Here is a 13,461-nt window from a genome sequence, read left to right as displayed (position 1 = left end):
GCCCGCCGCCGTGGCGCAGTCCGGTGTGCCGCTGTCCGTGGCGGCGCTGGCCGCCGCCCCGGCGAGTGTGCCGCCGGAGACCACGCAGCAGGCGATCGGCTATCCGTCGCTGTTCCTGCTGGTGTTGATCGGGGCGTTGGTGCCGGTGGTGCCGACCGGGGCGATCGTGAGTTCGGCGGCGGTGGTCGCCGTCCACCAGACGGCGCCGTTGTCGCTGGCGCTGGTGTTCGTGACGGCGTCGCTGGCCGCGTTCCTCGGGGACGTGGCGCTGTACTGGCTGGGGCGGCGCGGCATGAAGTCGAAGAACGGGTCGCGCTGGCTGGAGGCGCTGCGGGCGCGGGCGCCGGAGGACCGGCTGGCGCAGGCGCAGCAGAAACTGGCCGGTCATGGGGTGGCCGTTCTGGTGCTGTCCCGGCTGGTGCCGGCGGGGCGGATCCCGGTGATGCTGGCCTGCCTGATGGCGAAGTGGCCGATGCGGCGGTTTGTCCGCGGCAATCTGCCGGCCTGTCTGGCGTGGGCGGTGACGTACCAGTTGATCGGGATTCTCGGTGGTTCGCTGTTTCCGGAGCCTTGGGAGGGTGTGGTCGCGGCGGTCGCGCTGACCTTGCTGATCAGCGCGACGCCGACCGTTTGGCGGCGCATGCGGAGCAGGGTGCGATAGCGCCGTGGGAGTTGGCGTTGTCCCCGGGGTGCGGGGTGTTCGCGGCTGGGCGCGCGGTTCCCCGCGCCCCCTCGAATCGGCTGTCCTACAGCACCCTTGAGCCTCCCACCGGGATGTCCCACAGGCTTTCGCGGGGCAGGCCCGCCGTCTCCCAGGCCGCGCGCACGCGGGTCAGCGGCTCCAGGACCGGTTCGGCGGACAGGACGAACGTCGCCCAGTGCATGGGTGCCATACGGCGGGCGCCGAGGTCCTGGACGGCCCGTACCGCCTCCTCCGGGTCGCAGTGGACGTCGCTGAGCCACCAGCGCGGGTCGTAGGCGCCGATGGGCATGAGGGCGAGGTCGATGCCGGGGTAGCGCTGTCCGATGCGGGAGAACCAGTGGCCGTAGCCCGTGTCGCCCGCGAAGTAGACGCGCTGCCCGTCGGGGTCGGTGAGGACCCAGCCGCCCCACAGGCTGTGGCAGGTGTCGGTGAGGGTGCGCTTGGACCAGTGGTGGGCGGGGACGAAGTCGAAGCGGACGCCGTTCAGTTCCGCCGCCTCCCACCAGTCGAGCTCGGTGACGCAGGTGAACCGGCGGCGGTGGAACCAGCGGCCGAGTCCGGCCGGCACGAACACCGGGGTGTCGCGCGGGAGCCGGCGCAGCGTGGGGGCGTCCAGGTGGTCGTAGTGGTTGTGGCTGATGACGACCGCGTCGACGCGCGGCAGGGCGTCCCAGGGAATGCCGACGGGGGTGATCCGGGCCGGGGTGCCGATGATGCGGCGGGACCAGACCGGGTCGGTGAGCACGGTCAGTCCGCCGATCCGGACGACCCAACTGGCGTGTCCCGCCCAGGAGACCGCGACGGTGCGCGCGTCGACACGGGGCAGCGGTTCGGGGGCGAAGGGCAGCCGGGGGATGTCGGCGAGGCCTTCCTTGCCGGGGCGTACGGCGCCCTCGCGGGCGAACCGGGCGATGGCCTTCAGGCCGGGCAGCGGGGCGGTCAGCCGGTCGTGAAAGGTCCGCGGCCACACCCGTCGCCGCCCCAGGGGCAGGGGGTCGGCGAGCGGCGGGAACGGGGTCGCGAGGGGGAACGCGTCCGCCGGAACGTCGGCTTCTGGGACGGTCGTACTCGTGGTGGTCGACTCGGACTGCTGCGTCATCGAGGAGGCTCCCATCGCTGAGCGTCGTCGCGGAGATCGTCGAAGACCGACGTCAGTAGGATCAACGCGCGTTGAACGTGTGGCAGTTCCAACGGCGAGGGTGCCTCGAGGCATTCCGCGCGTTCCTCGTCCGAGCCGTCCAGCAGCGGGCCGGTCGACAGTCGTACGCGCGGTGCCGCGAGGTCGTCGCCGAAGCGGTGGCCGCCGGGCGCGGGCATGCCGAGCCGGGCGGCGAGGAAGTCCTCCAGTTCCTGCGCGTCGCCGACGCCGTGCGCGGTCAGCGCGGGACGCAGCGGGGAGAGGTCGACGTACAGGTGGCGGCCGGCCTGCGGGGGCCGGGCGACGGCGCCCGCCGCGACGACGGCGGCGTGCGCGGCGGCGGCCACGCGCGCGTGCAGGCGTACGGCGGCGGCCACGCGCGTGGTGACCGGCTCCGGCTCGGACAGCGCGTACCCGGCCGCGGCGGCGACGGGTGCGGCGACGCGGGCGCCGAGCGCGGTCAGGACGTCGAGCACGCGCGCGTGGAGGTCGTCCCCGGCGCCGTCCGCCGGGCAGCGGGCGACGGCGGCGGGCCAGCCGGGCGGGAGGAGGGCGCCGGCCAGGTCGGTGACGACGGTGACCCTCTCGGGCAGCATCTCGGCGGGGCTGAGCAGCACCGTGTCGTGCGGGTCGTGCAGGGTGTCGCGCCAGGTCTCGTCGCTGACCAGGTGCAGCCCTTCGCCGGCGGCGGCCTCGACGGTCTCGTGCAGCAGTTCGGGCGGGGCGACGGTGGCGGTGGGGTCGTCGGCGACGGACAGCACGAGCAGGCGTGGATCGCCGCCCTCGGCACGGACCCGGCGCACGGTCTCCAGGAGGGCGTACGGGTCGGGGACACCGCCGTTCTCGGCCGGGGTCGGCACGTGGAAGACGGGTCTGCCCAGCAGGCGTGCGTACGGCGCCCACCAGGTGGCGCAGGGGCGGGGTACCAGGACGTCGCCGCCGAGCGCGGCGGTCAGCGCGACCAGCAGGGCGGGCGCGCCCGGGGCGGCGGCCACGCGCCCGGGTGCGGCGGGCAGGCCGCGCCGGTCCCAGTAGCCGCAGGCGGCCTCCAGCAGGGCGGGGCCGCCGCCGACCGGTTCGGCCTCGGCGCGGGCCGCGGCGGCGGCGAGCACGGTGGACAGTTCGTGCAGCACGGGCAGCCCGTCCTCGGGAAGCGGCGGCCCGAACCGGACGGGGCCGTGGCCTTCCGGGTCCGTCCGCCCCATGCGTGCCTCCGCGCGGTTGCTGGTGCCGTACATGTCCTCGGCGCGTGCTCCTGTGCCGTCCGCTGCCGGGTGGTGCGTACGGTGCGGCTCGTGCCCTCGGCCACTGAGTACCCACCGAGGCGCCGCCCCATGGGCGTCCGGCCGGGTTGTGACGCTCACAGCATGGGCGGGGCGGGGCGGGGAACGGCGGGCACGATCGGCCGTGCCGACCGTTTCACCGGCCGGTCAGCCGTGGCTGCCGGTGTCGCGGTGGCGCAGCCGGTGCACGGCGGCGCCGGCCGCGCCCGCGATCAGCAGCCCGCCGGCGACCAGGGCGGGCACCGAGTCGGTGAAGGCACCGCCCTGCCCGGCACGCACGCCGCGCTGTACCGCCGCGCCGTGGCAGGGGGTGGCGTGCGGGTCGGGACACACGTGGCCGGAGGCGGATGCGGAGGCGGAGCCGCCGTGGCAGGGCGTGGTGTGGCCGTCGGGACACGTGTGGGCGAAGCCATCGGCATGGGCGGGACCGGAGTCCTCCGCGGAGCCGGCGTCCTCGGCGGAACCCGGGACCTCTGCGGAGCCGGGGACCTTCGCGGAGCCAGTGTCCTTCCCTGAGCCGAGGCCCTCGACAGGACCGAGTCCCTCGTCAGAAGCGAGGTCTTCGTCAGCAGCGAGGTCTTCGTCAGAAGCAAGGCCCTCGTCAGAAGCAAGGCCCTCGTCAGAAGCAAGGCCCTCGACCGAGCCGGGGCCCTCCCCGGAATCGGAGCCCTCCTCAGGGCCGGAGCTGCCGCCGTGGGACACCGTGAGCGGCGCGCTCCACGGCTTGCCGTCCTCTCCGGAGGCCGACGGACAGGTGCCGTCGACGGTCCACCCGGAGTCCTCGCCGAGCGCGTCGGGGTCGCCCTCGAAGTTCTCGGCGGAGGCGATCTTCGCCGTGCCGTGGTAGGCCGGGCCGGACACCGTGTCGTCGTTGCCGGTGACCAGACGCAGCTGGACGGTGCCCTCCTCGAAGGCCTGCGAGACGGCGTCGATGGTGGCGGGCGGGGTGCCGCTGGTCGGGTCGCAGGAGACGGCGACGGTGACGCTCGCGCCCCCGGAGACGGTGCTCGGGCTGACCTCCGCGGCGGGCTCCGCGAAGGCGGCCGGCGCGAGGACGCCCAGGGCGGTGCCGGCCAGGACGGCGACGGACAGGGTACGGGCGGTGCGGCGCATGGTGCGGGCTCCTTCGGGCAGCGACGGCTACCCAGCCATCACAGCCCGGGCACCACCCGAACGCGCGCGGCCGGACCCCATTCGCAGGACGCGGGGCGCCCTAGTGGGTGACACAGGGCCGCGTTCGCCGCCCCGAGAGGCGTTTCGGCGGTAGCGCTGTGCGGCTCCGCCGCGGGGGCGCGGCAGCCCCGCACGGCCCGCACCCGGCAACAGACAACAGACAACCGACACCGACAACCGACAACCGACAACCGGAGCCATCGACGGCGCTACTGCGCATCCCGCATCACTTGCTCCCGCACCCGCCCGCAGCACCGGCTGATCAGCCGGGACACGTGCATCTGCGAGATCCCCAGCTGCTCGGCGATCCGGCTCTGCGTCATGTCCCCGAAGAAGCGCATGTACAGAATGGCCCGTTCCCGCTCGGGCAGGGCGGCGAGCCGGTCCTTGACCGCCTCGCGGTCGACGACCGTGTCCAGCGCCGGGTCGGGCGAGCCGAGCGCGTCGCTCAGGGAGTACCCGTCCTCGCTGCCGGGCAGCTCCGCGTCCAGGGAGAGCGCCGTGAAGCTCTCGAGGGCCTCCAGGCCGACCTGGACGTCCTCCTCGCTCATGTTCGCGTGCTCGGCGATCTCGGCGACGGTGGGCCGGCGGCCGGAGATGGTCTGGGACAGGTCCTGGCAGGCGAAGCGGACGCGGTTGCGCAGGTCCTGGACGCGGCGCGGCACGTGCAGGGTCCACATGTGGTCGCGGAAGTGCCGCTTGATCTCGCCGGTGATGGTGGGCACGGCGTAGCTCTCGAAGGCGTTGCCGCGGTCGGGGTCGTACCGGTCGACGGCCTTGACCAGGCCGAGGGCCGCGACCTGGCGCAGGTCCTCCAGGCTCTCGCCGCGGCTGCGGAAGCGTCCGGCGATCCGGTCGGCCATGGGCAGCCAGGCCTCGACGATCTCGTCGCGCAGCGCGTCACGCTCGCGGCCGTCGGGGAGGGCGGCGAGCCTGCGGAAGGCGTCGGCGGTGTCGGGGGCGTCGTCGTGCGGGTGGCGCCTGGTGCTGAGTTGGGTCGGCATGGTGCGTCGCAACTCCCTTGAAGGTGCTCTGGGTTGGACGGTCACCGTGGGAGCACCCGGGTTTCGGGACAGGGGCACCGTGGCGGCACCGCGCCGCTCCCACGGACGTGCCTCCTGTCCGAAGCACTGAGAGTGCGCCTGCCCCCGGCCCTCTCCCGCAAACCCCGGCAGGTTTTCCGGCAACGCGCAGGGTGACTCGTACTGCTGTGCCCGTGTCCCCTGACGTCCGGGAGGTCGTCCATGAGCACCAAGGTCTCCGACCATGTCCTGCAGCGGCTGCGCGAATGGGGTGTGGAGCACGTCTTCGGCTATCCCGGCGACGGCATCAACGGCCTGCTCGCCGCGTGGGGCAGGGCCGAGAACGAACCCCGTTTCATCCAGTCCCGGCACGAGGAGATGTCCGCGTTCCAGGCGGTCGGTTACGCCAAGTTCAGCGGTCGCCTCGGAGTGTGCGCGGCCACGTCCGGGCCGGGTGCGATCCATCTGCTCAACGGCCTGTACGACGCCAAGCTGGACCACGTGCCGGTGCTCGCGATCGTCGGTCAGACGCACCGCACCGCGATGGGCGGCTCCTACCAGCAGGAGGTCGACCTGCACACGCTGTTCAAGGACGTCGCCTCGGAGTTCGTGGAGACGGTGACGGTGCCCGAGCAGCTGCCGAACGTGCTGGACCGGGCGATCCGCACCGCGTACGCGCGCCGTTGCCCGACCGCGATCATCATCCCCGGCGATGTGCAGGAGCTGGACTACTCGCCGCCCACGCACGAGTTCAAGATGGTGCCCTCCAGCCTGGACCGCAGCTCGTGGACGGCGGTGCCCTCCGACGACTCCGTGCGGCGGGCGGCGGAGATCCTCAACACCGGTGACAAGGTGGCGATTCTGGTCGGCCAGGGCGCGGCCGGGGCGCGGTCCGAGGTGGAGCGGATCGCCGAGCTGCTCGGAGCGGGCGTCGCCAAGGCGCTGCTCGGCAAGGACGTCCTCAGCGACGAACTGCCCTACGTCACCGGCTCGATCGGCCTGCTGGGCACCCGCCCGTCGTACGAGCTGATGCGGGACTGCGACACGCTGCTGACCATCGGGTCGTCGTTCCCGTACACGCAGTTCCTGCCGGAGTTCGGCAAGGCGCGCGGTGTGCAGATCGACCTCGATCCGCACATGGTCGGGATGCGGTACCCGTACGAGGTGAATCTCGTCGGCGACGCCAAGGCGACCCTGGAACAGCTGATCCCGCTGATCGACGCCGAACGCGGGCGCGAGTGGTACGACACGGTGTGCGCGAACGTGGCGCGCTGGCGGGAGGTCATGGAGCGGCGCGCGGGCCTGTCGGCGGACCCGATCAACCCGGAGTACGTGGCGCGGGCCCTGGACCCGCTGCTGCCCGACAACGCCATCGTCACCTCCGACTCCGGTTCGACGTCGAACTGGTACGCGCGGCACCTGACCATGCGGTCCGGCATGCGGGGCTCGCTGTCCGGGACGCTCGCCACGATGGGCTGCGGCGTGCCGTACGCGATCGGCGCGAAGTTCGCCCACCCGAACCGGCCCGCGATCGCCCTGGTCGGGGACGGGGCGATGCAGATGAACGGCATGGCGGAGCTGATCACGGCGGCCAAGTACCGCGACCAGTGGGACGATCCGCGCCTGGTCGTGGGCGTGTGGAACAACCACGACCTGAACCAGGTCACCTGGGAGATGCGGGCCATGGAGGGCGCCCCCTCCTTCCTGCCCTCGCAGGAGCTCCCGGACGTGCAGTACGCCGCGTTCGCCCGCTCCCTCGGCCTGACCGGGATCCGGGTGGAGAAGCCGGAGGACGTCGAGGCCGGCTGGCGCGCCGGTCTGGAGGCGGACGGCCCCGCGGTGATCGAGTTCCTCACGGACCCGGCCGTACCGCCGATCCCGCCGCACGCCACCTGGGACCAGATGGAGGCCACGGCCGCCTCGGTCCTCAAGGGCGACGCGGACCGCGGCTCGGTGGTCAGGCAGGGCTTCAAGGCGAAGGTGCAGGAGTTCCTGCCGGGCGGCCGGGAGAAGAAGAAGTAGCGGGGTGCTGAACGGCTCCGACCAGCCCGCCGGCCGGCTCACCGGGCGCCGGCAGGCGACCGCCTGGCCAACCTCACCGGCAGGGCAGTTGGCGGGGCGAGGGCAACGACATGATCCGGATCGACGACGACCTCCTGCCCGACGGCTCCACCAGCTGGCCGCCGTCCCCGCACGGCACCGGCACCGAGGACTACTTCAACCACGCTGGGGGATGCAGAAGAACGCCTACCTCTGCCACGGCGCGATCGTCCACGTGGCCGACGTCCCCGGTTACTCGGTCAACTACCGCTTCCACGTGGCCGATCCGGTCCGCATCGAGAACGTGTCCGGGTCACCGTGGAGCACGGCCACGGCAACCACCTCGTCGGCGACTGGGCCTCCATCGCGTACTGGTATGCGCGGCGAGCGGCGTATCGCCGCCGTCGGCGAGGTGAGCGCCGGGCGGCCGGTGGAGCTCGGCGAGGTGGGCCGCGCCGGTGAGCTCACGGTGCGGCTGGGACCCGGCGGGCGTCTGCGGCTGCTCACCTCCGCGGCGGGAACCGAGTACCTCGACATCCGCCATGATCCGGTCACCGGCGAGCTGGTCGTCAACCGCGACCACGCCTGACCGGACCCCCGCGCCAAGCCCGGCCACCGGCGGCTGCCGGCCCGGCAGCCCGGGGCGGACCTGCGGATCCTGCTGGACCACTCCGTCGCCGAGCTCTTCACCGCCTGCGGACGCACCCTCACCCTGCGCTTCTACCCCGTCGGCGACGTCCCCTGGCGCGTGCAGACCGGCGCCGAGGGCGTCGCCACCGCCGCGTACACGGTGCAGGCGTGGGACCTGGTGCCGCCGGGGCCGCCGTGAGGTGCTCCCCGGCTCAGGCCGCGCGAGTGCGAAGGGCGTCCTGTCGTGCGACCGCGGGAGGCACGACCGCCGGTTCGCGCCGCTCGGCGTGCTCCCCGCCGTCCTGCGGCAGCAGCAGTTCCTCGTAACGGGCCAGCCCCAGCACCACTGCGAGCATGACGACCGGGATCAGCACAGCGAGCATCGCCATGGCGTGTCCTTCCCCAGAAGGTGCGTGGGGGGTGTGATCCGGGTCTCCCGTCGCCCGCCGGGCAAACTCCCGGGCCGCCGATCCGGCCCGCGAACCCGGTGTCGGCCTCTGGTGGACGGGTACGCGGAGCGGACCCCGAAGGTGTGGAGGGAGACATGCAGCGAGGCAGCGACCGCCTGAGCCGTCACCGTGACGACGAGATGAAGCACGAACTGCAGGGTCTGCTGCGGTCCGGGCACCCCACCCGCAGCGAGGAGTGGCACGACCCGGAGCCGGCCGCCGAGGACGACCCGGAGGTCGCCCGCGGCCCGGTGACACCGAGCCGCGCGCCGACGTCCCTGGAGGCGGTCCGGCTGGAGCTGGCCCGGATCCTGGGCCGCAAGGCGTTCCCCGCGACCCCGCGTGAGCTGATTCGCGCCCTGCGCAGCCACCAGGCGCCCGACTCCCTGGTCGAGGCGCTGGAGCGGCTGCCGCACCAGGCGCGCTACAGCAACGTCCAGGAGGTGGCCGAGGCCGTGACCCGGGCCCCGGAGCGGGGGCCGGAGCAGGCCGTGCGGGCGGACACCGGCGGGCGGTCCGGCCGCGAGAACCGCGCATAGGGACCCGAGCCGGGGGTACTGCGGGCGGCGTCGTGCCGGTCGGCCGTGGTGCCCCCACGGGCCGGGAGCGGAGAAAGGGCCCACAGTGATGGCCGAGTTCGTCAAGGACGTCATGACACCGGGCGTGGTCGCCGTCCGCCCGGACGCCTCACTCGTCGAGGCGGCGCAGCTGATGCGCACGCAGAACATCGGCGACGTGGTGGTGGCCGACGGGCAGCGCATCGTCGGCGTGCTCACCGACCGTGACATCACCGTCCGGGCGGTCGCCGAGGGTATCGACCCGCTGACCGCGAGCGTCAGGAGCGTGTGCACCGCGGATCCGGTGACGGTCGCGCCGCACGACCCGCTGTCGGCCGCGGTCGCGCTGATGCGCGCACACGCCGTACGGCGGCTGCCGGTCGTGGAGAACGGGCTGCCGGTCGGGATGCTGAGCCTCGGCGACCTGGCCGAGTCCGAGGATCCGGACTCGGCGCTCGCCGACATCAGCCGTGCCGAGCCGGATACGAGGGGTGAGCCGGATATGAGGGGTGGTGCATGAAACCGAGACCGGCCTGCGCCGCGGGCGCGCCACCGACGGCCCGCGGACGGGCCCACCGACGGACTGAGTGAACTGAATGAAGGGAAGGGCGCTGAACATCATGCGCATCGCGTTTCTGACCGCACCCGAAGGCGTCGAGCAGGTCGAGCTCACCGATCCGTGGCAGGCGGCGAAGGACGCGGGCCACGAGCCCGTGCTCGTGTCGACGAAGCCGGGCGAGATCCAGGCCTTCCACCACCTCGACAAGGCGGACACCTTCCCCGTCGACGAGGTCGTGGGCGAGGCCTCGGCCGATTCCTTCGGTGGGCTGGTGCTGCCGGGCGGCGTGGCCAACCCCGACTTCCTGCGCATGGACGACAAGGCCGTGGCCTTCGTACGGGCCTTCTTCGAGCAGGGCCGGCCGGTCGCCGCGATCTGCCACGCGCCGTGGACGCTCGTCGAGGCGGACGTCGTACGCGGCCGGGAACTGACCTCCTGGCCGAGCCTGCGGACCGACATCCGCAACGCGGGCGGCACCTGGGTCGACGAGCAGGTCAAGATCTGCGACCACGGCCCCAACAAGCTGGTCACCAGCCGCAAGCCGGACGACCTGAAGGCGTTCTGCGAGGCCTACCTCGACGTGTTCGCCCAGGAGACCGCCTGAAGGCTGTCTCCTTCGGTCTGTTCCTTTTAGGGGCGGTCTGTTCCTTTCAGGGGCTCAGGTGCCGGGGGTCGTGGGGGTCGCCGAATCCCCGCTCCCCCGCTCCCGGGCCCCTTCGCGCGTGCGGCCCGCCGCCACCGGACGCCGCGGGTTGCGGCGCAGGTACTCGCCCTCCAGTTGCGCCATGCGCTCGTTGTGGGCCCGCAGCGCGTCGTTCGAGCCGTACAGCAGCGCGTCGTGGCGCGTGCGGTGGATGGTCTCCAGCTCCTTCATGAGCTGCTGGTCGTCCAGGTGGCTCGGGTCGACTCCGGTCATGGTGGTGCCCCGCTCGTCGTGTTCGTTCATGCGGTCCGGGTACCCGCCCCGGGAGCAACTGAGCACTACCCCCGAGCGGCATCCGGGAGGGAGCCATGGATCTCGCTTTTCTGCATCCACTCTACGAACATCCGGGGCCGTGGGCCTCCGTATACGTCGACACCTCCCGACACACGGAGGACACCCCGCACGAGCGGCACCTGACGGCCCAGGCGATGGCCAGGGAGCTGGCCGCGCAGGGCGCGGACGAGGCGACCTGCCGCGCCGTGCAGAACGCGATCGAGGATCTGCGGCACTCCTCCGAACCGCACGGACGGGCCCTGTTCGCCCGCGGCGGCGAGGTCGTCCTCGACCCGCCGCTCGCCCGGCCCCCGCAGGGCGGCGACTGGGCCGTCTGGGCGCCCCTGCCGCGCGTGGCGCCGCTGCTGGAGCTGGCCGGTGAGGACCCGGTCTGCATCGTGGCGTACGTCGACCGCAAGGGCGCGGACTTCGAGCTGCGCAGCGGGCTCGGCAGCGAGGACGCCGGCGGTGTCACCGGCCGCCAGTGGCCCATCCACCGCACCAGCTCGGTCGACTGGTCCGAGCGGCACTTCCAGCTGCGGGTGGAGAACACCTGGGAGCACAACGCGGCGGAGATCGCCGACGCGCTCGCCGTCTGCCAGGAGGAGACCCGCGCCGACCTGCTGATCCTGGTCGGCGACGACCGGGAGCGGCGGTCGGTGCACGAGCGGCTGCCGCAGCGGCTGCACGACCTCGTGGTCGAGGCCCCGCACGGCGCCGGCAGCCGGCTGCTCGACGAGGACGTGGAACAGGCCCGCGCGGAGCACGTGCGCCGCAGGGCGGCGGCGGAGCTGGAGCGGTTCCTGGCGGCCCGGGCCCCGGACGAAGAGGGCCGTGCGAGGGCCGTGGAGGGCGTACCCGCGCTGGTCGAGGCGGCGCGCGAGCACCGGATCGACGAGCTGCTGATCCGGCCGGACGGGCCGGACGCGCACCGCGAGGTGTGGATCGGCGAGGACCCGGACCAGCTGGCGGTGCGCCGTACGGACCTGAAGGTGCTCGGCGAGCAGCACTCCTGGCCCGCCCGTGCGGACGACGCGCTGATCCGCTCCGCGGTCGCGACGGACGCGGCCGCCCTGTCGGTGACGCCTGCCCCGGCGACGGAGCAGGAGGCGCCGGTGGGCGGACTGGGGGCGCTGCTGCGCTGGAAGTGAGCCCCCTCGTCGAGAGAGGGGCTGAGCACCCTTCGAGGAGCTGAGCCCCTCGCTCGAGCAGCGCTGGTGGTGCCTCGGCCGCCGTGCGGGTACGTCCTGTGCCCGTGCGGCGGCCGGTGGCCTATCTGGCCCGCTCCACCCTGCGTTCGTCCCACACCGGCTCCGTTGTCTCCCGGACCCGGCCGTCGCTGCCGAAGACGAGGTAGCGGTCGAAGGAGCGGGCGAACCAGCGGTCGTGCGTGACCGCGAGGACCGTGCCCTCGAACGCCTCCAGGCCCTCCTGGAGCGCCTCGGCCGACTCCAGGTCGAGGTTGTCGGTCGGCTCGTCGAGCAGCAGGGCGGTGGCGCCCTGGAGCTCCAGCAGGAGGATCTGGAAGCGGGCCTGCTGGCCGCCGGACAACCGCTCGAACGCCTGCTCCGCCTGGTTCGTCAGCTCGTAGCGGCGCAGCCGGGACATGGCGGCGCCGCGGTCCTGGGAGTGCTCGGCCCACAGGATGTCCAGGAGCGTGCGGCCCTCCAGCTCGGGGTGCGCGTGCGTCTGCGCGAAGTGGCCGGGTACGACCCGGGCCCCGAGCTTCCACTCCCCCGTGTGCGCCACGTCGTCCCCGGCGAGCAGGCGCAGGAAGTGCGACTTGCCGGAGCCGTTGGAGCCGAGCACGGCGACGCGTTCGCCGTAGAAGACCTCCAGGTGGAAGGGCTTCATCAGGCCGGTGAGTTCGAGGTTGTGGCAGGTGACGGCCCGTACGCCGGTGCGACCTCCCTTGAGCCGCATCCTGATGTCCTGCTCGCGCGGCGGCTCCGGGGGCGGTCCTGCCTCCTCGAACTTGCGCAGGCGGGTCTGGGCGGCCTGGTAGCGGGAGGCCATGACGTCACTGATGGTGGCCGCCTGACGCAGGCTCAGCACCAGTTTCCTCAACTGGGCGTGCTTCTCGTCCCAGCGCCTGCGCAACTCCTCGAAACGGGCGAAGCGTTCGCGGCGGGCCTCGTGGAACGTGGCGAAGCCGCCGCCGTGCACCCAGGCGTCGGCGCCGGTGGGGCTCGGTTCGAGGGCGACGATGCGCTGGGCGGAGCGGGCGAGGAGTTCGCGGTCGTGCGAGACGAACAGGACGGTCTTGCGGGTCTCGGCGAGCCGCTGCTCCAGCCAGCGCTTGCCGGGAACGTCGAGGTAGTTGTCGGGCTCGTCGAGGAGCAGCGCCTCGTCCGTGCCGCGCAGCAGGGCCTCGAGGACCAGTCGTTTCTGCTCGCCTCCGGACAGGGTGCGGACCTGGCGCCACTGCGCCTTGTCGTACGGGATGCCGAGGGCGGCCGTGGTGCACATGTCCCACAGCGTCTCGGCCTCGTAGCCGCAGGCCTCGGCCCAGTCGGCGAGAGCCTGGGCGTAGCGGAGCTGGGCGGCCTCGTCGTCGACGGTCATGAGGACGTGCTCGGCGGCGTCGACGGCGCGGGCCGCTTCGCGGATGCGGGGTGGGGCGACGGAGACGAGCAGGTCGCGTACGGTCGTCTCGTCGCGTACGGATCCCACGAACTGCCGCATCACGCCGAGCCCGCCGCTGACGGTGACCGATCCGCCGTGGGGTTTGAGCTCGCCGGCCAGCAGCCGCAGCAGGGTCGTCTTCCCCGCGCCGTTGGGGCCCACGAGGGCCATCACGGCCCCCTCCCCCACCCGGAAGGACACGTCGCCGAGCAGTGCCCTCCCGTCGGGGAGGTAGTACTCCAGGTGCGCGGCTTCGAGGTGACCCATGGGGAGCGATTCTGCGGGCGGCTTCGGAGGCGGGGCAAA

15 protein-coding genes and 1 pseudogene are annotated in these 13,461 nt (G+C 73.1%); 9 read left to right on the top strand and 7 right to left on the bottom strand.

Annotated features, from left to right (window positions below):
* Positions 1 to 37: 37 nt before the first annotated feature.
* Positions 38 to 661 carry a DedA family protein gene (locus tag ACYVMZ_RS35450; protein WP_461087010.1) on the top strand — a complete coding sequence of 208 codons (624 nt, stop codon included), beginning with the start codon at positions 38 to 40 and terminating at the stop codon, positions 659 to 661.
* An 85-nt stretch (positions 662 to 746) separates the two neighbouring features.
* On the opposite strand, the gene ACYVMZ_RS35445 is transcribed toward ACYVMZ_RS35450, so the two are convergent.
* The 4 genes from ACYVMZ_RS35445 to ACYVMZ_RS35430 all read right to left on the bottom strand — a co-directional run bounded on the left by ACYVMZ_RS35445 (position 747) and on the right by ACYVMZ_RS35430 (position 5,301).
* The gene (locus tag ACYVMZ_RS35445) at positions 747 to 1,802 is read right to left on the bottom strand and encodes an MBL fold metallo-hydrolase (RefSeq protein ID WP_461086987.1); all 1,056 of its coding nucleotides are present in this window, start codon (positions 1,800 to 1,802) and stop codon (positions 747 to 749) included.
* Complete coding sequence (locus ACYVMZ_RS35440) at positions 1,799 to 3,046, bottom strand: aminotransferase class I/II-fold pyridoxal phosphate-dependent enzyme (RefSeq protein ID WP_461087009.1); 1,248 nt, start codon at positions 3,044 to 3,046, stop codon at positions 1,799 to 1,801. The genes ACYVMZ_RS35445 and ACYVMZ_RS35440 overlap by 4 nt, the downstream gene beginning before the upstream one ends.
* A gap of 225 nt (positions 3,047 to 3,271) precedes the next feature.
* Entirely contained in the window at positions 3,272 to 4,237 is a 966-nt protein-coding gene (locus ACYVMZ_RS35435) for a hypothetical protein (RefSeq protein WP_461086986.1), read from the bottom strand.
* A 269-nt stretch (positions 4,238 to 4,506) separates the two neighbouring features.
* Positions 4,507 to 5,301, bottom strand: a complete 795-nt coding sequence (locus tag ACYVMZ_RS35430) for an RNA polymerase sigma factor SigF (RefSeq protein ID WP_461086985.1) — start codon at positions 5,299 to 5,301, stop codon at positions 4,507 to 4,509.
* A 240-nt stretch (positions 5,302 to 5,541) separates the two neighbouring features.
* On the opposite strand from ACYVMZ_RS35430, the gene ACYVMZ_RS35425 reads away from it, so the two are divergent.
* The 4 genes and pseudogenes from ACYVMZ_RS35425 (at position 5,542) to ACYVMZ_RS35410 (ending at position 8,188) form a co-directional block, all read left to right on the top strand.
* Complete coding sequence (locus ACYVMZ_RS35425; protein ID WP_461086984.1) at positions 5,542 to 7,341, top strand: thiamine pyrophosphate-requiring protein; 1,800 nt, start codon at positions 5,542 to 5,544, stop codon at positions 7,339 to 7,341.
* Positions 7,342 to 7,451: 110 nt separating this feature from the next.
* Positions 7,452 to 7,511: pseudogene (locus ACYVMZ_RS35420) on the top strand (hypothetical protein); the annotation flags it as partial.
* Positions 7,512 to 7,552: 41 nt separating this feature from the next.
* Positions 7,553 to 7,948 carry a hypothetical protein gene (locus ACYVMZ_RS35415; protein ID WP_461087011.1) on the top strand — a complete coding sequence of 132 codons (396 nt, stop codon included), beginning with the start codon at positions 7,553 to 7,555 and terminating at the stop codon, positions 7,946 to 7,948.
* A 33-nt stretch (positions 7,949 to 7,981) separates the two neighbouring features.
* Entirely contained in the window at positions 7,982 to 8,188 is a 207-nt protein-coding gene (locus ACYVMZ_RS35410; RefSeq protein ID WP_461087008.1) for a GH32 C-terminal domain-containing protein, read from the top strand.
* Positions 8,189 to 8,201: 13 nt separating this feature from the next.
* Here ACYVMZ_RS35410 and ACYVMZ_RS35405 read toward each other — a convergent pair whose 3' ends face one another.
* A complete protein-coding gene (locus ACYVMZ_RS35405) occupies positions 8,202 to 8,378 on the bottom strand; it encodes a hypothetical protein (protein WP_461086983.1) in 177 nt (58 codons plus the stop codon).
* Positions 8,379 to 8,533: 155 nt separating this feature from the next.
* On the opposite strand from ACYVMZ_RS35405, the gene ACYVMZ_RS35400 reads away from it, so the two are divergent.
* The 3 genes from ACYVMZ_RS35400 to ACYVMZ_RS35390 all read left to right on the top strand — a co-directional run bounded on the left by ACYVMZ_RS35400 (position 8,534) and on the right by ACYVMZ_RS35390 (position 10,158).
* Complete coding sequence (locus tag ACYVMZ_RS35400; RefSeq protein ID WP_461086982.1) at positions 8,534 to 8,977, top strand: DUF2795 domain-containing protein; 444 nt, start codon at positions 8,534 to 8,536, stop codon at positions 8,975 to 8,977.
* An 88-nt stretch (positions 8,978 to 9,065) separates the two neighbouring features.
* Entirely contained in the window at positions 9,066 to 9,515 is a 450-nt protein-coding gene (locus ACYVMZ_RS35395; protein ID WP_461086981.1) for a CBS domain-containing protein, read from the top strand.
* Positions 9,516 to 9,615: 100 nt separating this feature from the next.
* Entirely contained in the window at positions 9,616 to 10,158 is a 543-nt protein-coding gene (locus ACYVMZ_RS35390; RefSeq protein WP_461086980.1) for a type 1 glutamine amidotransferase domain-containing protein, read from the top strand.
* A 54-nt stretch (positions 10,159 to 10,212) separates the two neighbouring features.
* On the opposite strand, the gene ACYVMZ_RS35385 is transcribed toward ACYVMZ_RS35390, so the two are convergent.
* Entirely contained in the window at positions 10,213 to 10,500 is a 288-nt protein-coding gene (locus ACYVMZ_RS35385; protein ID WP_461086979.1) for a DUF6158 family protein, read from the bottom strand.
* Between the two features lie 65 nt (positions 10,501 to 10,565).
* Here ACYVMZ_RS35385 and ACYVMZ_RS35380 point away from each other — a divergent pair, with 65 nt between their 5' ends.
* Positions 10,566 to 11,681, top strand: coding sequence for a baeRF2 domain-containing protein (locus ACYVMZ_RS35380; RefSeq protein ID WP_461086978.1), 1,116 nt, complete (start codon positions 10,566 to 10,568; stop codon positions 11,679 to 11,681).
* Positions 11,682 to 11,802: 121 nt separating this feature from the next.
* Here the strand turns inward: ACYVMZ_RS35380 and ACYVMZ_RS35375 are convergent, their stop codons facing one another.
* Positions 11,803 to 13,422: an ABC-F family ATP-binding cassette domain-containing protein gene (locus ACYVMZ_RS35375; RefSeq protein ID WP_461086977.1), complete on the bottom strand. Its 1,620-nt coding sequence runs from the start codon at positions 13,420 to 13,422 to the stop codon at positions 11,803 to 11,805.
* Between the last annotated feature and the right edge of the window lie 39 nt (positions 13,423 to 13,461).

It is taken from the genome of Streptomyces deserti, assembly GCF_054782695.1.
This window is presented reverse-complemented; position numbering and strand designations above follow the sequence as displayed.